The following is a 17,558-nucleotide window of genomic DNA, read 5'->3' as shown; positions in this document are numbered from 1 at the left end:
GTGGTTCAGGCGGTCGGCGCGAACGGCGAACAGCCGAAAGGCCAGCAAACGCCAGCGCTGCCAGCGGGTCAGTTCCATACCAGCACCTCGGCGGGGGTCGGGTTCCAGCCATTGCAGGGATTGTTGAGCTGCGGGCAGTTGGAGATCAACACCATGGCGTTACACTCCGCGCGCAGTTCCACGTATTTTCCCGCCGCCGAGATGCCATCCGCAAAGGTCAGCCCCCCCTCCGGCGTCACCGGCACGTTCATAAAGAAGTTAATGTTGGCGCCGATATCGCGCTTATGCAGACGGCCATCATGCAGACAGGCGCAGAGGAAATTATCCCGGCAGCTGTGCATGTAGCGCTTGTCGAGGGCGTAGCGGACGGTGTTGCTCTCCTGGGCGCAGGCGCCGCCGAGGGTATCGTGCCGCCCGCAGGTATCGGCCACGATGGTCATCAGCGGACGGCCAAGGTTGGAATAGAGCACGCTGCCGGCGGTGAGGTAGGCGTTACCCTGGCGGCGCAGCGTGCGCTGCGCATCGTAGCGCTCGCGCGGGTTGTCGGCGTTGTAAAACAGGGTATCAATCGCCTGGTTGCCTTCGAGATCGAGCAGACGCAGGGTTTGCCCTCGTTTAACCTCGAACAGCCACGGCTCCCCGGCGGGGATCACATGGCGATAGACGGCCTCTTCCGGACGTCGGTGACTGGTGATAAGGGTCATAAACGCCTCCTTACAGGGCAAAAAGTTGGGTATTGCGGAACGCGCGCAGGTTCTCATCGCGGGTCAGGAGCGCCTGAGTGGCCGCGTCTTCATCGTCGGCCTGATACCAGCTCAGCTGCACCGGACGGGGGGCATACTCTGTGGCCGGATCCTGAGGATGCGGTAGCGCGGTGAGGACCAGCAGGACGTCCATCGGGGCATACAGTTCCACATAGTCCCCGGCGCGGCTGTTGCCGGAGACAAAGTGAAAGCGCCCCTCGTCATCGACGGTCACTTTGCTGAAGAAGTTGACCACCATCAGCAGATCTTCCAGACCGAGATCCCATTTCCCCATCTCCACCAGCAGGTTATCGACGCCGTTGCGGTAGAAGCCATTGCGTAATTCCTGGTAGCGTCCGGCGCCATATTTGTCGTGCGTCTCCCCGGCGTTGAGGACCCCGCCGAACGGATCGTGCCAGCCGCAGCTGTCGGCGACGATCCCGGCCAGCACCCGGCCCATATCGGAGTAGAAACAATGCCCGGCGGTCAGGCGCGCGGTATGCTGTCCTTTGAGGGTATCCGGCAGGTTGAGGCGCTCACTTTTCTCATGAGGATTGAGCATCATCATGCTGACGTTTGCCCCGCCGTCGAGATCGGTCAGGCGCAGGATCTGCCCTTTGCGCAAAATCAGCGAGGTGTGCGCCCCGCCGGGAAGCCGCTCTTCGCGCAGGCTGGGGGTGGAGTGAAACAGTTCAGTCATCAATTTATCTCCTTAATGCGTAAACGTTGGTGTCGCTACCGGCGGCCAGTTGCGCCATCCGCGCTTCATTGAGCGGGATGTCGTAGGTAATACGCGCTCCCCAGGCGTTGGGCGCCTGCGGGTCGATGCGCACTTTGTCGAACACCAGCAGCCTCGTGCCCAGGTTGAAGCCTTCGGCCAGGTCGTGGGTGACCATAAACACCGTCATGCGCGTTTCGCTCCACAACTGGAGCAGCAGCGCATGCATATCCTTGCGAATGCCGGGATCCAGCGCGCCGAAGGGCTCGTCCAGCAGCAGCACCCGCGGCTGCATCACGAACGCCTGGGCAATGGCCAGCCGCTGCTGCATCCCGCCCGAGAGCTGCGCCGGGTATTTATCCAGGGCGTGTCCCAGGCCCACTTTCTCCAGCATTCGCTGGGCCTGTTGCCGGGCTTCGCGCTTTCTGCCGCCAAACAGGCGCCCCAGCAGCGGGGACGCCGGCAGCTCCAGGCCGATGGCGACGTTATCCAGCACGTTGAGATGCGGAAACACCGAATAGCGCTGGAAAACCACGCCGCGACTGCGGTCCGGCTCCGCCGCCAGCGGCTGGCCGTCGAGCAGGATGGCGCCGCGGGTCGGTAGCTCCTGACCGAGCAGCAGACGCAGAAAGGTCGATTTACCACAGCCGGACGCGCCAACCATTGAGCAAAACTCGCCCTCTTTCACCTGCAGATTGATGCGCTCCAGCACCACGTGGTCGCCGTACTCCTGCCAGATGTTTTTGATGTCGATAAAACTCATCCCCGGCCTCCTTCCGCCCACGGGAAACAGGCTTTATGCAGCTGACGCAGCGCCAGATCCATCAGCCATGCCAGCAGCGTGATCCAGATGACATACGGAATAATCACGTCCATCGCCATATAGCGCCGCACCAGGAAGATGCGATACCCCAGCCCGGCGGTGGCGGAGATGGCCTCGGCGGAGATCAGGAACAGCCATGCCGAGCCCAGCAGCAGGCGCAGAGAAGCGATCAGCCGCGACAGCAGTTGGGGAAGCACCACCCGCAGCACCACCGTCCAGCTATTGGCCCCCAGGGTCTGCGCCTTTATAAACAGCTCCGCAGGGATTTCCCGCGCCCGCTGCTCCAGGTCGCGCGCCAGCATCGGCGTAATGCCGATGACGATCAGCATCACTTTCGACAGCTCATCCAGGCCAAAGACGATAAACAGTACCGGCAGGATCGCCAGCGGCGGGATCATTGACACCACCGTCATCAGCGGCGACAGCGCCGCGCGGTACATCGGGAAGACGCCGGCGGGGATACCGATGCCGAGGCCGATCAGCGACGAGACGGCCAGGCCCGTCAGCAGACGGCTCATGCTGATCAGCGTGTCGGCCCACAGCAGATACTCGCCGCTGCGTTTGTCCGGGGTGAACGCCATCCGGTCAATGGCCGCCGCCATTTGCGACAGGCCTGGCAGCAATTTGTCCTGCGGATTGGCTTCCAGCCGCACCGCCGATCCCATAAACCAGGCGGCGATCAGCAGCACAAACGGCAGCAGCATCAGCGTCAGGCGCATCCCCTTTTGGGGATATCGGTTAATGTGGCGCATGGCGTGGTCTCCCGGCGGCAATCATTACAGCTGGCCCGCGGCGGCCAGCTTCAGATAGCTGTCGTCAAAGCGCAGTTTGCGGTTGGCGGCATCGCCGAGCGTGACATTGCCCGGGAAGGTCATGCCGATAAAGTCCGCGCTCTGCGCCCCCTCGCCCAGCAGACCTTTATCGAAGGAGAACTGCGCCACACGCTGCATGGTTTTCGCCAGATCCGGCGAGGCGATAAACGCCAGGGTGTCGGCAGGCGTCCAGAAAAGATGAGTGGTTTTGAGCTGCGCCTGGTAGCCGGCGAGATCGGTACCGGAGTCGGCGGCCATAGCGCTCAGCGCCTGGGTATCGCCGGCCTTCATTTTGGCCATCATTTCAAACCACGCGCCGGTCAGCGCTTTGCCCAGCGCCGGGTTATCTTTCAGGGTCTGGGTATTGACCACCATCATGTCGATGAGCTCGCCTGGCACCTGCGAGGAGCTAAACACTTCGCTGGTTTGCGGGGTCTTTTTGATAACCGACAGCTGTGGATTCCAGGCCACCGCCGCCCGCACGCCGCTTGTGCCAAAAGCCGAGACGATATCGGCATCGGAGGTATTCACCACCTTGACGTCTTTTTCCTGCAGCCCGGCTTTTTCCAGGCCGCGCACCAGCAGATAGTGGGAGACCGACAGCTCCGGGAGATACACCGACATCCCTTTCAGGTCGCTGAGCTTTTTATCCGCCCCTTTCAGGACCACCCCGTCGTTACCATCGGAGTAGCTGCCGGTGATCAGCGCCGTGCTGTCGACACCGCCGGCCGCCGGAATGGTCAGGGCGTCCATATTCGTCATCGTGCAGCCGTCAAACTGCCCGGCGGTGTACTGATTGATGGATTCGATGTAATCGTTGAGCTGAACAATATTGATTTTGATGCCGTACTTGCTGGCCCATTTATCGATGATCTTTTCATTGCTGATGGCGCCCCAGGGCATCCAGCCGGCGTAGATGGTCCAGCAGACGTTGAACTCTTTCTTGACGGCGGCAAAGGACGGGACGCTGGTCAATAGCGTCAGCGACAGGACAAGTGAGCGGAGGAGCGGCGATGTTTTCATGGTGGACCTCTGGTTAGCACGAGAAACGGAGCAGCGCGACACCCAACGGTGCTGCTGTCTCCCGGGCTTTTATCCCGCCGTGTAACCTCGCCGAGGTCGCCAGCTCTCGGACCAGACGTTCACCGCGGTGAACCGGAACCCTAGCCAGCTATTGTGTGATCTAAATTGTCTGTTGCGCTGCTTTCTGCTGATGGTCTTGCAAGCGCCATGCCAGGAGCCAGACAGGCGTGCTTTCAGTGATTTACCGCCAACCGGCGCATCGCCTCCCAAAAATGGGGAGTAAAAGTGGGGCATTGCATAACTTTGGTGCAAAAGGAAAGCCCACCGCGTCCTGGCAAACAACCGGCCGGGGGGCATGGGGGATGAATCCTGTAGCTGATTATCATGGCACGGGGTAAATGTTTGCCATTACGCCGCTTCGACATGGGGATGTCGCAGGCGCTTCTCCCCTGTCCCGTCGCCAGGGGGCATCATATTTTTACCGCCTGTTTTACCCGCCTGACGGTAAAGCATTTAAATGTTGAATACATACTAACGCTAAATCGCAAGCTTGTGCGCTTTAACGCACGGTGATAATATTGCGCCACGTTAAGTAGAGGGGTGGAATAAATTCACCATTCGTTAACTCAGAATGCTTGGCCTGTTAAATACAAGTTAAAATCACGCCAATGTTATTTAACACAGAGAGGTTCCATGAAAATATTGCTGATGTTGCCCACCCTTTTTCTGTTAAGTGGTTGTGTGGATCTGGGGGATGTGGGCATACACCCGGAAGAAGAAACCTATTACGTTAATCAGGGAAAACATCAGGTGATCGATTGCCTTCATTATGCCGCTTCTAAAGCGAATTTATCGCTGGAATATGATGACACCCTTCCTGAAAACATCGATAAATACAACCTGATGAATACTGAAAAAACGACTGTCGCGTGGGTGGAAATCAGTAACTTCAACGGCAGGCAGACTTCGGTAGAATTTTATTATGCGCCGCATGCCCCGGATATACATCGGTCGGTCACTACCATTGCTGAACGGTGTTCATAATGCCCGGATAACCAGAGACAGAGTTAAGCTGAAAAGAAACGAATGATGAAAACCTCTCTCCTTTTGCTAATAGCTGTGCTGGTGATTTCTGGCGAGTTACACGCAGATACTGTTTTTTATCAGGATAGCCATTTTGTCGGGCACTCTCTTTTTACAGGCACCGTAAGCAAAGCGAAGCACCATAATAAATTAGCGATGAGTTTTGGCATTTGCCAACTGAGAAAAATCATCAGGAGCGTCACGGATAGCGACGCAAAAAAAGACGCGTAAAGATTGTCCAATAACTGGCCAGTGTATCCCCCTCCCGGCAGACGCACCTCCCCCGTAAAATGAAATACGAGTGACCTACTTCAGATGAGCGTAGTGCTTGACACAGTTGATGTCTGCCGCGCACGGCCCTCATCATCCAGATGTTATGTTCATCTCGTAACACCTGACGGACGCCTGGTGTTACGCTAACGTCATATAAGGCAGATCATCCACGCTCGGGATGGTAGTTATTTTGTTAAGCAGTCTTTACCGAAAGCGAGACGGACAAAAGGTATATTCAGTATTTCAGGATCGGCGCTGCTGAAGAACACGTTACCTGTTCGGCTTTCAATGGGTTTGTATTTTTTCAGCATCTCCATTTCAATACCCGTGCTCATAAATGACTTGCCATTTTTATCATACAATAAGAAGCACATTTTGTTATCTTTGCCAGGTTCAATGCTTTTATCAGAGAAGTTATCAAGCGTAACTTTATAGGTCACCAGATACTTCGCCTCGCCGGTCACGCTATCCCATTCACTTCCGGCGGCCTCCTTTAGGGCAAAAATCTTGACCCCTGAAAAATAAGGATCAGGATTCTTTTTATCAATAGCCTGCACCGTTCCTGAGGCAGCGATGGCTACAGCCAGCGCAATACCTTTGGCAATATAATTATGCATTTCCCACCTCATTCAATTTACTATTAAGTGAACGCTACCATAGATCATGATATTGGTATTATCAATGATATTCTCCGTTATCACTATTTGATGAAAATCCAGGCTGTCATTATATTTAAACTTATAAATCAACGCATTGAGAAAATAACCATTAAAATAATTCCAATGTGAATTTAATAAATTGTTACCTGTAACTTATTTTTCACTTATTTCTGCGTCATGTTTAAGCAGGGTTTATCTTCAACTTCATCAGCATGCGATTTAAAGCCGTTCGCACCGACCAGGTTAGCGCCTCCTGTATCTATAGCGTGAATATAATCAGCGATCAGGAAGAGGATAAACAGGTGGGTGCCTGTCCCCCGCCTGAATGCCATGCCTCTTTTTCCATTGGACCTACCATCGGCCTTGAGCCAATCAATAAGTGAAGCGCACAGCGATGACCCATTTGCACCGACTCAGTGCCGCCTGTTCACCATACTGAATCCCATCCCCTCCCACACTTCCATGTTAACTGTTTGTATATAAAGAACTATTTTAACTGGCACGTTTAATGCTCTGCGGTTGTATACAGCGATGTTGACAAGATCTCAGGCCAGGAGGCGACAACCCATAGCCACCTGCGGTCGCGACGCCAACGCCTTCTTCTCTCCGTGAAGCCTCCAGGGCGGATGCGTTTCACGGAAACCTGTTAACTGAAAACGGAGAACAACATGACGACACTCAGCGAACCGTTGGTTACCCCGAAATATGGCAAATGGCGCCAGCTGGTGCTGGGCCTGATCTGTATGGCCGCCATCTCCAGTCCGCAATATGTCTGGACGCTGCTGACGAACCCCCTGGCCGCAAAGCTGGGCGTCGGTCTGCCCGAGCTGCAGGTAACCTTCTCGCTGCTGATCATCCTCCAGACCTTCTTTTCGCCCTTTCAGGGGCGGTTAGTGGAGAAATTTGGCCCACGGCGGCTAATCGCTATCGGCACGGTGATGGCGGGAATGAGCTGGGTGCTTTCCGCACAGGTAAATGGCCTGGCGACGCTGTGGCTGGTTTATGGCTGCATGGGCGGCCTTGGAACCGGGATCGTCTACATCGGCGTTGTCGGCCTGATGGTCAAATGGTTTCCGCGGCAGCGGGGGTTCGCCGCCGGCGCGGTGGCGGCGGGCTACGGGATGGGGGCCATCCTAACCACCTTCCCCATCTCCCTGTCGCTGACCACCAACGGCCTTGAACACACGATGACGACCTTCGGGGTCCTCTTCGCACTCGTCGGCTTCCTAGCCAGTCAGGGACTGAAGCTGCCGCCGCCTGCTGTCTCTTTGCCCGTCAGCCAGACGGTGGCGCAGAGCAGCAGATCGTTTACCTCCCGGGAAATGCTGCGTCAACCGCTGTTCTGGCTGATGTTTGCCATGATGGCGATGATGTCGACTTCCGGGCTGATGGTCACTTCGCAGATGGCGGTGTTCGCCGAGGACTTCGGCATTAGCCAGGCGGTGGTGTTTGGCATGGCGGCCCTGCCGCTGGCGTTAACGATAGACCGCTTCACCAACGGTTTAACCCGGCCGCTGTTTGGTTTTATTTCCGACCGCTTCGGCCGCGAGCAAACCATGTTTATCGCCTTTGCGCTGGAGGGGGTGGCGATGACGCTCTGGCTGGCGTGCCGGGAAGATCCGCTGCTGTTTGTCCTGCTTTCCGGGGTGGTGTTCTTTGGCTGGGGGGAAATCTTCTCCCTCTTCCCGTCGACGCTCACCGATACCTTCGGCAGCGAACATGCCGCCAGCAACTATGGCTGGCTGTATATTTCTCAGGGCATCGGGTCAATCTTCGGCGGCCCGCTGGCGGCGTTGCTCTATCAGTACACCCACGGCTGGCATGTGGTTTTCAGCTGCGCCATTGGCCTGGATTTTGTCACCGCCGCCCTCGCGCTGTGGGTGCTAAAACCGTGGCGCGCGCGCTTTATCCGCCAGCATACCTAACCGGCAACCCTGGCAGAAGTGACGGCCAGGCCGTCACTTCACTGATATTCGCTGCGCAGCAGCGCGTACAGATACTCATCGCCCCACTGGCCTTTAAAAAAGATATTCTGCCGGTAATGCGCCTCGCGACGAAAGCCCAGCCCTTCCAGAAGTTTGATCGCGGCGGTATTGCGGGTGTCTACCACCGCGATCAGCCGGTGATGGGCCAACGGTTCAAAGAGTAAGGCCATCACCGCCTTTATGGCTTCCCGGGCATACCCCTGATGCTGATACGCCGGGGAAAAGGTCATCCCCAGCTCGGCCTGTCTGCCCTGATCGAAAAAGTGGATCCCCACATTTCCCGCCAGCGCACCGTTGGCCTGGATCTCTACGGCAAGCTGGAACCAACTCTCATCCTCAGCAAAGGCCAGGGAACGCTGTTGTTCATAGAAGGCAGTCGCCTCTGCCATACCGTAATGGCTCCAGCTCTGAAAGCGGGCCACTTCCGGCAGGTTGCGATAGCGGCTGAAAGACGGCAGATCTTCCGTTCTGAACCGGCGCAGCAGCAGCCGGGGCGTGGTCAGGGGTAGCAACATCTCTTCTTCCTGGTGAGGGGGGCAATAGCGCGCCATCTTAACCTGCGCAGCCTGACGCCGCTAGCCGCATGGCGGTGCCTCCTCCCAGCGATAGATTTGAGTGGTGGCCAGCGCCAGCATGGCGAAATCTTCCGGCGTATCGCCGTAAGCGAAGATCGCTTCGTAATCGGTCAGGGCGTAGTTCGCCAGGATACGCGCCTTTTTGGCCAGGCCGCTACAGTCTCCACCCTGATACTTTCCGGTCGCTGCCCCGTTTTGAAATTCCACTTCGCTGCACAGTAGCTCAAGATTATGCTGCTGGCACCACGGTCGAAGGTAGACATCCAGCGAGGCTGAGACCACCACCACGGTGTCCCCTCGCGCCTGATGCCAGGCTATACGCTGCATCGCGTTCTCCCGCAGCGTGCGGGGAATAAACGCCTGGCTATGATCGTTCCCACGCTGCAGGATCTCAGGTTGCGATTTCCCGGCAAAAGCATAATGAAACACTTTTTGCCGGATGGCAGAGGCTGAAAGCCAGCCCATTTTCCAGGCGAGAATATAGGGCAACAGCCGCAGTTTGCCCCGACGAATGGCTTTCGCATCGAGGGACTGATAAATGAAAGGGGTAAACGTATCTTCGTGGGTTATCGTGCCATCGAAGTCAAAAAAGGCAATGTTCTTCTTTATCCTTGTCACCTTATACACCAATACCGGCGCCGCGCGTGGCGCGGCTGATTTACTTTTTGCTCGCCTGGCGGCAAGATCCGGCATAATGCACCGCTGTCGCAGGACGACCGGGTCACCGGCAGTCATGACAGCGAACCATTCGACAGGAAAACGCATGAAGCCAAAACAAGCGGACATTCTCCGCCACGCCAGCGCGCTGTTTAATCGCGAAGGATATCAGTCGCCCAGCATCGAGCGGATTGCTGAGCATGCCGGCATCTCCAAAATGACCTTCTACCGCTACTATGCCGATAAAGAGGCGCTCATTCTGGCTATCCTCCGGCAGAAAGAGAGCGAGTTTATGCAGGATCTGACGCAGATCACCGCGGATAAAGCCACCGCGCGGGAGAAGCTGTTCGCCGTGTTCGACTACTATCAGTGCTGGTTGACCTGCGAAACGTTCCACGGCTGCATGTTTACCCGCGCGCTGTTTGAATATGGCGCGTCATCGCCGGCGATCCGGGAGCAGTGCTCCCGGTTCAAATCGCGCCTGTGGCAGTTCTTCCGCGATATTCTGACTCGGGTATTAAAACCAGAGCCTGCCGAACGGGTCGCCATGATGATGGTGATGCTCATCGATGGCGCCATCGCCGCCCAGCAGGCCGAGTCCGCCGAATGCCGGGAGATCCCGCCGGGGACGACCGCCTGGAGCGCGGCCAAAGCGCTGATCTACTCAGAAGGCGGTACGCTGTGAGCGCATGCTGCCGTCCAGCGACTGCAGCGCCGCCAGCAGACCGTCATAGTAATCGTTGCAGGTTTGCAGGCGCAGCGCGGCGCCAAAGTAGACCTCCTCCATCGCCGCCGGATGTTTTTTGCCAATCGGCACAATCACATTGTTCAGCCAACCGTCCGCATGGCCGATATCGACCGTGATGTGTTCGGCATAGTAATGCACGTCGCGATCGCTAAGCCCAATCCGCCGACAGCCCGCCACCAGTTTTTCATACTGCGGCGGGTCGAGCAGTTCGGTCATCGCCATCACCCCGAGCGATTTGTAGTAATGCTGACGATTTATGCCGCCAAGCATAAAGGCGTTATACCCGGCCAGCCCCTGCCACTCATAAAGATGGGCAAAATGATTGTCCGGTAAAGCGATATTCCGCCGCTTCAGTAAATCCTTATACAGATTAACGTGGGTGATCTCAGTGCTGCCCTGGCCTATCTCATCCCACAGATTTTGCGCAATCTCGGCGCGGGTTTCCGGCAACGAGCCCACCAGCCCCATCGCCACCAGATCGAAGAAAAGCAGATTCAGCGCGCTGTCGCTTTTGAAGAAATAGTCGATTTGCGCCGCGGAGGCCTCGCTGGCAAGAAAATCGAACAGCGGATGATGAGACGCCGGGTGCTGCTGGCATAAGGCGCGCAGTTCGTCGACGATATTGCCGGCATTGAGCACCGGCCTCTGGCGGTGGAAACGTTTGCTTTCCGCCCGCAGCCATTCAGACTCAATGTAATTTCGGATCCCGGAGAGCAGCGGATGAAACTGATTGGCAGCCGCCGGCGAGAGCGGGTCGGCAAGCCAGGACTGATAAAGGATGAACAGCGCATGGTGCGCGCGCTTTTTGGCCTGCGGATCGTCAGCGGAGAAGGCGCGGATGCAGGTATTCTCCGTCAGATGCCAGGCTCTGTCAGCGACCAGCGGATTGGCCGTCAGCTTCAGCGACAGCGCGTTGCTGTGCAGAAGCTGGTCAATTAACTCATCCAGCGCCAGCCTGGCCATCACCGCGGTTTGGTCACTACCAATGACCCCATTGTCGGTATTACGCATGAATTTGTCCCTGTGAAATGCATGGCGACTATACGGTATAGTACCGCTCACAATGCGGCAACGGAAATTTCAACCACATTGTTAATATGCTGTTTATTAACGACTTTAAATAAACAGAACAAAAGTCACTAAAATAGTGTTGATATTATAAAAATAATAACGTTACCATTCAGTACAGTGACAAACGACACAAGGAATCACGATGCCCTATCTGTTACTGACGCTGGCCGCCCTCTTCTGGGGTGGGAATTACATTGTCGGTCACGTGCTGGTTCAGGGCGTGGATCCGATCCTGATGACCGAAGCGCGGTGGGCGTTAACGGCGCTGCTGCTGGGCCTGCTCTACCGTCGGCAGATTGCCGGCAGTCGTCATCTGCTGCGGGAAAACGCCCCGGCGGTGCTGGTGCTCACCCTCTTCGGTCAGGTCAGTTTCCCGCTCACGCTCTATATCGGTCTGCAAACCACCTCCGCCCTCAACGCCGCCATCTATATGTCCGCCACGCCGAGCATGGTGCTGCTGATTAACCGGCTGATTTTTCGCGACCCGGTATCGGCCCGCAACTGGCTGGGGGTGGTCTTCAGCACCCTCGGCGTGATGATCCTCTTATTCCAGGGCAACCCGCTGCATGCCGCCTCGCTGCATACCTTTTCCGTCGGCGATCTGTGGGCGATGGGGTCGGCGCTGAGCTGGGCGCTCTATTGTTCGCTGTTACGTCTGAAGGACCGCCGGATCCCGGCGAATGGCTTTGTCGCCGTCAGCTCGCTGCTCGGCGCCCTGCTCCTGCTGCCGATCGTCGCCTTCTGGCTGATGCGCCACCCGGCGCAGGACTGGGATGCCTGGCGCGAGCCGTTTTTCCTCAGCGGGCTGGCTTATCTGGTGATTTTTCCGTCATGGCTGGCCTATCTGTTCTGGAATAAAGGGATCGCCACCATCGGCACCACGCGGGGGGAGATTTACACCCACATCATCCCCCTCTCGGGTGGCGTGTTAAGCATCCTCTTCCTGCATACCCAGCCCCATGCCTGGCACCTGTTCAGCGCGCTGTTCATTATGCTGGGGATTGGCATCTGCTCGCTGGAAAAACGCCAGGCGGCGACGGTTCGCCTGCGCGGTTAGCGTGTCTGCCGGGCGCCTGATTACGCCCGGCGTCAGCCCTTAACGGCTGGTGGAGAGCGGCTGGTGACTCGCCGCTCCGGCAGGTTGCGCCACCCGGCCCTCGCGGCCAAAGAAGGTGAGAATGGTAATGACGATCGCCACCGTCCCGGCCACCAGGGCCATCGCCAGGCCGTAGTTATGCCCGTGGTGCTGCGCAATGGAGGCCTGCAGGGTGGCATTCACCGAGGCCAGCAGATTCCCCAGCTGATAGACGAAACCGGGCAGCACCGCCCGGGTGTTGGCCGGGACCAGTTCGTTGAGCCAGGTCGGGATCACCCCCCAGGCGCCCTGCACCATAAACTGCATCAGAAACGCCCCGGCCCCTAGCGCCAGCGAGCCGCTGGCGAAAGCCCACAGCGGGATCACCGGCAGCGCCAGCAGAGCGGCGATCATAATCGCTTTGCGCCGGCCAATCTTCTCCGACAGCGAGCCGAAGAACACCCCGCCGATGATTGAGGCGATGTTGTAGCACACCGCGATAATGCTGACCGTTTCCGGCGCAAACCCGTGCTGGACTTTCAAAAATACCGGGTAGAGATCCTGCGTCCCATGGGAGAAGAAGTTAAAGGCCGCCATCAGCACCACCAGGTACAGGCACAGCTTCCAGTGGCTACGCAGCACCGGCAGCAGAGCCGTGCTCGCTTTACTCTGCCGGGCCGCCAGCCAGACCGGGGACTCCTCGACGCAGAAATAGATAAACGGCAACAGCAGCACCGGGGCGGCGCCAATGACAAACATCCCGCGCCAGCCGAGCTGTGCAAACAGCAGCCCGTAGGCTACGGCCGCCAGCAGATAGCCGAAGGGATACCCCGCCTGGAACAGACCGGACATCAGGCCGCGCGAGCGGTCGGGGATCGTCTCCATCGCCAGCGACGAAGCCACGCCCCAGATCCCGCCCATCGCCACGCCGTACAGCACCCGCAGCAGAAAAAACAGCATCAACGACGGCGCCGCGGCGGAGAGCAGCTCAAAGGCGGAGAAGAAAACGATATTGAGCATCAGAATCGGTTTGCGGCCAAACTTTTCCGCCGCCCTGCCGAAGATCAATGCGCCGACGGGCCGCACGGCCAGGGTCAGCAGAATCGCCAGGGTGACCTCTTCGAGGTCGACGTGAAAGGAGTGGGCGATATCGCTCAGTAAAAAAACCAACAGGAAAAAGTCGAAAGCATCGAGCGTCCAGCTTAAAAAACTGGCGATCGCCGCATTGCGCTGTCGTGAAGTCCAGCCGTGCATCTTGTCATCCCTATCCCGACGGCGTTGCCGGGAGCTTGCGCGGCGTCCGGCAGAGCAGGCAGGTGCCACCGCTTGTGTAAATTGTTTGTATATAAAGTTGCTCTTTTGTTAATTACACCCCTTTTCCGGCCGTCGGCAAGTTTATTAGCACGCTAATTTGTTTCAAATTGCGTTCGACGGCCCACCGGTTCGCTAATTTTCGACCAGAATTAAGGACAGGCTGGTTTCAGTGCACTGCCCCGATGCCGTATCCACCCACAGGAAGGGAGAGAATCATGAAGAGAATCGCCATCGTCGGCGCCGGGCCGACGGGGATTTACACCTTGTATGAACTGGTGAAGCGCGGTGAGCCGCTATCGATCGCGCTGTTTGAAAAAGAGGCGCAGGCCGGGGTCGGTATGCCCTACAGCGATGATAATACCGCGGCGCAGATGCTGGCCAACATCGCCAGCATTGAGATCCCCCCTATCGACCTGACCTATCTGCAATGGCTGCAGCAGCAGAGCGATGACTGGCTGGCGGCGCGCGGTCTTGAACGGCACGCGCTGCATGAGCGCCAGTTTCTGCCGCGGGTGATCCTCGGCGAGTACTACCGCGACCGCTTTCTGTATCTTGTCCAACGGGCCAGAGACGCCGGCTTCGTGGTGAACGTTTGCGAGTCCTGTGAGGTCACGGATATTGCGGTGCAGCCCGTCGGGATCGCCATCCACACCGACAGCGCGGCGCAGCCGGATATCGTCGATCTGGTGGTGGTAGCCACCGGCCATTTGTGGCCTGAAGAAGAACGCGCCAGCCGGCAGTACTTCCCCAGTCCGTGGACCGGCCTGATGGAGGCCCACATCGCCCCCTGTCGGGTCGGGATCCTCGGGACCTCCTTAAGCGCGATTGATGCCGCCGTGGCGGTTGTGGCCCGCCACGGCGTTTTCCATACTGAACATGACAAAACGACCCATTTTTCCCTGCATCCCGGCAGCGAAGCGCTGGAGATCACGCTGATGTCACGCAACGGCGTGCTGCCGGAGGCCGATTTCTACTGCCCGATCCCGTGGGAGCCGCTGGAGTTCGCCACCCCTGCCGCCCTCGAGGCGCCCGTCGCTCAGGGTAGCGACGGCCTGCTGGAGCGGGTGTTTCAGCTGATCGTCCAGGAACTGGAATATGCCGCCCCGGCCTGGTGCCAGGCGATGGGGCTGCGCCAGCTGACGCCTGACAGCATCGCCGACGCCTGGTTTGCCGACCGTCTTACCCATGACCCCTTCCAGTGGGCGCAGCGCAATCTGCAGGAGGTGGAGCGCAATAAGCGCGAGCGCCACACGGTGCCCTGGCGCTATGCCATTCTCCGCCTGCACGAGGCGATTGAAACCGTGGTGCCGCAGCTCAACGACGAGGACAGCCGTCGCTTCCGCCAGGGGCTCGCCCGCGTGTTTATCGATAACTACGCCGCGATCCCGCCGGAGTCCATTCGCCGCCTGCTGGCCCTGCACCGGGCGGGCATTCTGCGAATTGTGGCGCTGGGTGAGGATTACGATCTGCAGCGCGAGTCTGACCGGACGCTAATTGTCCATCATCAGCAGCGCTGTGAATTCGATGTCTTTATCGATGCCCGCGGACAGAAAGCGCTGAAAACCCGGGATCTGCCCTTTCCTTCACTGCGCCAGCAGCTGCTGGCCTGCGGCGACGCTATTCCGGACGTTGGCGATGACTACACGCTGCAGGCGCCGGAGGCAGTGCGCGGCCGGGTCGCCTTCGGCGCCCTTCCCTGGCTGATGCACGATCGCCCCTTTGTCCAGGGGCTGACGGCCAGCGCCGAGATTGGCAGCGCAATGGCCCGCGCGGTGTCACAGCAGGCAACCGGCCGGCGGCGCCGTCTCTGGTTTATCGACTAGCGGGACGTTTAAACGCAATATCCGAATAAAGGGGGGCTGGCTGGCGTGCTATAAACAGTGGCTGTTCGCCCCCGAGCAAGACCACGTCTAACATTTACGAGGTACTCATGAGTCATCTTTTTAGCGCGACGCGTATTGGTCAGTTGACGCTGGATAACCGTATCGTTATCGCCCCCATGTGTCAGTACTCTGCCGACGAGGGGAAGGCGACGTCCTGGCACCGGATCCATCTCGGGCAGCTGGCGTTCTCCGGCGCCGGCCTGTTAATTCTGGAAGCCACGGCGGTAGAGCCGGCGGGACGTATCTCGCCGGGGGATCTGGGGCTGTGGGATGATGAAACCGAAAACGCCCTGCGCGCCGTGGTGGAGGATATCCGGGCCTGGTCACCGATCCCTCTGGGGATCCAGCTGGGGCATGCCGGGCGCAAGGCCTCCTGCGCGGCCCCCTGGCAGGGTGGCCATCAGCTGGCGCTCAACCAGGGCGGCTGGCAGACCGTCGCCCCCTCCGCGGTGGCGTTTCACGACGGCGATCGCGCCCCGGCCGAGCTGAGCCATGCCGATCTGGCGCGCATCAAAGCGGCCTTTGTCGCCAGCGCATTGCGCGCCCAACGCCTGGGCTTTGAGCTGATTGAGCTGCACGCTGCCCACGGCTATCTGCTGCACCAGTTTCTCTCGCCGCTCAGCAATCAGCGCCGGGACGAGTATGGCGGTTCGCTGGAAAACCGCATGCGCTATCCGCTGGAAGTGTTTAAGGCAATCCGCGAGGCGGTGGGCAACGCCATGGCGGTGGGCGTCAGGTTGTCGGCTACCGACTGGGTCGAAGGCGGCTGGGACGGCGAGCAGTCCATTCAGTTCAGTCAGCAGCTGGAAGCGCTGGGCAGCGACTATATCCATGTTTCCAGCGGCGGATTGTCGCCGCAGCAGGCAATCACCGTCGGGCCGGGGTATCAGTTGCCTTTCGCCCGCGACATTCGCGAGCAGGTAGCCATCCCGGTGATTGGCGTGGGACTGATCACCGACCCGCAGCAGGCGGAAGCGGCGCTGGAGAATGGCGATGCCGACCTGATCGCCCTCGCCCGCGCGGTGCTCTACGATCCGCACTGGCCATGGCACGCCGCGGCCAGCCTTGGCGCCCAGGTTCGCGTACCTTCGCAATATCTGCGCTCCGAGCCGCACGGCCTGAAAGGCACCCTGCTTCCAAACCGCTGAACCCGGAACGGGCATCAAAAAGGGGTATCGTAAGATACCCCTGAGCAGGATGTTAATGCCGTTCTATGTGCCGGGCGGCGGCAACGCCTTGCCCGGCCTACAATACCCGATCATTGCGCAGCCAACTCGCCCCGCTTGCAGGCCCGCGCAAGCGCAGCGCCGTCGGGCGCGATATCAGGCTCCACGCTCTGTTTTTACGGATGGCGGCTGGCCAGGCAAACACCGCGAGTTACTGCTGGGCGGCCGGTGGCGTAGCGTTCTGTTTATCCTTCGCGATACTGTCCTGAATGGCTTTGGTTTTGCTCGCCGCTTCCGCTGAAAGCTGATTGGCGTCGCCGATGGCGTTGTCTTTGATCTGACCCGCCTCTTTGACGATGCGGTCACTTTCCTGCTTTGCGTTCTGCTTCACCGCATCGGCCTGGGCTTTCGCCTGCTCGGCGATGGCATCCGCTTTCTTGTCCGCCTCCGCCTTGATGGCGCTGGCCTGATCCTTCAGGCGATCGGCCTCGGCGTCGGCCTGGCTTTTCAGCGTATCAATTTGCTTATCCGCATCCTGCTTAATCGCCTGGGCTTTGTCCGCCGCGGCATCCTTCATCTGCTCCGCATTATCTTTCGCCTTATCCAGTTTGTTATCTACTTTCGACGCATCGTCGCAGCCAAACAGGGTCAGGCACAGTGCGGAAGCGAGCAGTGTTTTATTCCAGAGTTTCATCAGCATTCCCTTACAGGTTGAGTCATTATCCAGCCTTGTGATTTATTGCTTTAATAGCATTCACATTTTATATATAAACGCTCAGCCAGCAGAGTCAAGCCGGCGGCGTCCGCTCCAGGGTCGCCACCAGCCCCTGCAGCCAGTCGGCAAAGACCCGCACCTTGTGCGAAAGATGCCGGTGCGGATAGAGCAGCGACAGCGGCCGACGCGGCGCCGGGAAGTCCGGCAGAATTTCCACCAGCTGGCCGGGAATGGC

At 58.5% G+C, this 17,558-nt stretch carries 17 protein-coding genes, 2 pseudogenes and 1 riboswitch; of the genes and pseudogenes, 7 read left to right on the top strand and 12 right to left on the bottom strand.

The window, feature by feature from the left end:
• Positions 1-68: 68 nt before the first annotated feature.
• The 5 genes from K5R89_RS12960 to K5R89_RS12940 are packed head-to-tail and all read right to left on the bottom strand — an operon-like array spanning position 69 to position 4,119.
• On the bottom strand, positions 69-704 hold the full coding sequence (locus K5R89_RS12960) for an urea amidolyase associated protein UAAP2 (RefSeq protein WP_217220581.1): 636 nt from the start codon (positions 702-704) through the stop codon (positions 69-71).
• A gap of 10 nt (positions 705-714) precedes the next feature.
• Complete coding sequence (locus K5R89_RS12955) at positions 715-1,443, bottom strand: urea amidolyase associated protein UAAP1 (RefSeq protein ID WP_032454968.1); 729 nt, start codon at positions 1,441-1,443, stop codon at positions 715-717.
• 4 nt (positions 1,444-1,447) lie between these two features.
• On the bottom strand, positions 1,448-2,224 hold the full coding sequence (locus K5R89_RS12950) for an ABC transporter ATP-binding protein (protein WP_217220583.1): 777 nt from the start codon (positions 2,222-2,224) through the stop codon (positions 1,448-1,450).
• Positions 2,221-3,036: an ABC transporter permease gene (locus K5R89_RS12945; protein WP_221853867.1), complete on the bottom strand. Its 816-nt coding sequence runs from the start codon at positions 3,034-3,036 to the stop codon at positions 2,221-2,223. The genes K5R89_RS12950 and K5R89_RS12945 overlap by 4 nt, the downstream gene beginning before the upstream one ends.
• Before the next feature lie 24 nt (positions 3,037-3,060).
• A complete protein-coding gene (locus K5R89_RS12940; protein WP_032452903.1) occupies positions 3,061-4,119 on the bottom strand; it encodes a putative urea ABC transporter substrate-binding protein in 1,059 nt (352 codons plus the stop codon).
• Between the two features lie 56 nt (positions 4,120-4,175).
• Positions 4,176-4,274: riboswitch (guanidine-I (ykkC/yxkD leader) on the bottom strand.
• Positions 4,275-4,812: 538 nt separating this feature from the next.
• On the opposite strand from K5R89_RS12940, the gene K5R89_RS12935 reads away from it, so the two are divergent.
• Positions 4,813-5,163: a hypothetical protein gene (locus tag K5R89_RS12935; RefSeq protein ID WP_049014075.1), complete on the top strand. Its 351-nt coding sequence runs from the start codon at positions 4,813-4,815 to the stop codon at positions 5,161-5,163.
• A 42-nt stretch (positions 5,164-5,205) separates the two neighbouring features.
• A complete protein-coding gene (locus tag K5R89_RS12930; protein ID WP_101994829.1) occupies positions 5,206-5,433 on the top strand; it encodes a hypothetical protein in 228 nt (75 codons plus the stop codon).
• Positions 5,434-5,660: 227 nt separating this feature from the next.
• Here K5R89_RS12930 and K5R89_RS12925 read toward each other — a convergent pair whose 3' ends face one another.
• Entirely contained in the window at positions 5,661-6,092 is a 432-nt protein-coding gene (locus K5R89_RS12925) for a DUF4354 family protein (RefSeq protein ID WP_217220589.1), read from the bottom strand.
• A gap of 710 nt (positions 6,093-6,802) precedes the next feature.
• Here K5R89_RS12925 and oxlT point away from each other — a divergent pair.
• Complete coding sequence (oxlT, locus tag K5R89_RS12920; RefSeq protein WP_217259401.1) at positions 6,803-8,059, top strand: oxalate/formate MFS antiporter; 1,257 nt, start codon at positions 6,803-6,805, stop codon at positions 8,057-8,059.
• Between the two features lie 38 nt (positions 8,060-8,097).
• On the opposite strand, the gene K5R89_RS12915 is transcribed toward oxlT, so the two are convergent.
• Positions 8,098-8,670: a GNAT family N-acetyltransferase gene (locus K5R89_RS12915; RefSeq protein WP_217220598.1), complete on the bottom strand. Its 573-nt coding sequence runs from the start codon at positions 8,668-8,670 to the stop codon at positions 8,098-8,100.
• 24 nt (positions 8,671-8,694) lie between these two features.
• Positions 8,695-9,312, bottom strand: coding sequence for an HAD-IB family hydrolase (locus K5R89_RS12910; protein WP_227523335.1), 618 nt, complete (start codon positions 9,310-9,312; stop codon positions 8,695-8,697).
• A gap of 145 nt (positions 9,313-9,457) precedes the next feature.
• Between K5R89_RS12910 and K5R89_RS12905 the strand changes: the two genes are divergently transcribed.
• The gene (locus K5R89_RS12905; protein ID WP_023289743.1) at positions 9,458-10,036 is read left to right on the top strand and encodes a TetR/AcrR family transcriptional regulator; all 579 of its coding nucleotides are present in this window, start codon (positions 9,458-9,460) and stop codon (positions 10,034-10,036) included.
• Here K5R89_RS12905 and K5R89_RS12900 read toward each other — a convergent pair.
• Positions 10,012-11,110, bottom strand: a pseudogene (locus tag K5R89_RS12900) (iron-containing redox enzyme family protein). The gene K5R89_RS12905 and the pseudogene K5R89_RS12900 overlap by 25 nt on opposite strands.
• 202 nt (positions 11,111-11,312) lie before the next feature.
• Between K5R89_RS12900 and K5R89_RS12895 the strand changes: the two are divergent.
• Entirely contained in the window at positions 11,313-12,227 is a 915-nt protein-coding gene (locus tag K5R89_RS12895; protein ID WP_217259402.1) for a DMT family transporter, read from the top strand.
• Positions 12,228-12,266: 39 nt separating this feature from the next.
• Here K5R89_RS12895 and K5R89_RS12890 read toward each other — a convergent pair whose 3' ends face one another.
• A complete protein-coding gene (locus K5R89_RS12890) occupies positions 12,267-13,499 on the bottom strand; it encodes an MFS transporter (protein WP_049014070.1) in 1,233 nt (410 codons plus the stop codon).
• Positions 13,500-13,774: 275 nt separating this feature from the next.
• Here K5R89_RS12890 and K5R89_RS12885 point away from each other — a divergent pair, with 275 nt between their 5' ends.
• The gene (locus K5R89_RS12885; RefSeq protein ID WP_221853866.1) at positions 13,775-15,382 is read left to right on the top strand and encodes an FAD-NAD(P)-binding protein; all 1,608 of its coding nucleotides are present in this window, start codon (positions 13,775-13,777) and stop codon (positions 15,380-15,382) included.
• Positions 15,383-15,489: 107 nt separating this feature from the next.
• Positions 15,490-16,590: an NADH:flavin oxidoreductase/NADH oxidase gene (locus K5R89_RS12880; protein WP_023289748.1), complete on the top strand. Its 1,101-nt coding sequence runs from the start codon at positions 15,490-15,492 to the stop codon at positions 16,588-16,590.
• Between the two features lie 229 nt (positions 16,591-16,819).
• Here K5R89_RS12880 and K5R89_RS12875 read toward each other — a convergent pair whose 3' ends face one another.
• Positions 16,820-17,308 carry a hypothetical protein gene (locus K5R89_RS12875; protein ID WP_032452914.1) on the bottom strand — a complete coding sequence of 163 codons (489 nt, stop codon included), beginning with the start codon at positions 17,306-17,308 and terminating at the stop codon, positions 16,820-16,822.
• A gap of 88 nt (positions 17,309-17,396) precedes the next feature.
• A pseudogene (locus K5R89_RS12870) lies at positions 17,397-17,549 on the bottom strand (LysR family transcriptional regulator); the annotation flags it as partial.
• Positions 17,550-17,558: the final 9 nt, after the last annotated feature.

Origin of the sequence: Klebsiella sp. TF21-TM (assembly GCF_019753495.1) — a bacterium.
GTDB lineage: Bacteria > Pseudomonadota > Gammaproteobacteria > Enterobacterales > Enterobacteriaceae > Klebsiella > Klebsiella quasipneumoniae.
Note: the sequence above shows the minus strand (reverse complement) of the source record. Positions and strands in the feature narration are given on the sequence as shown.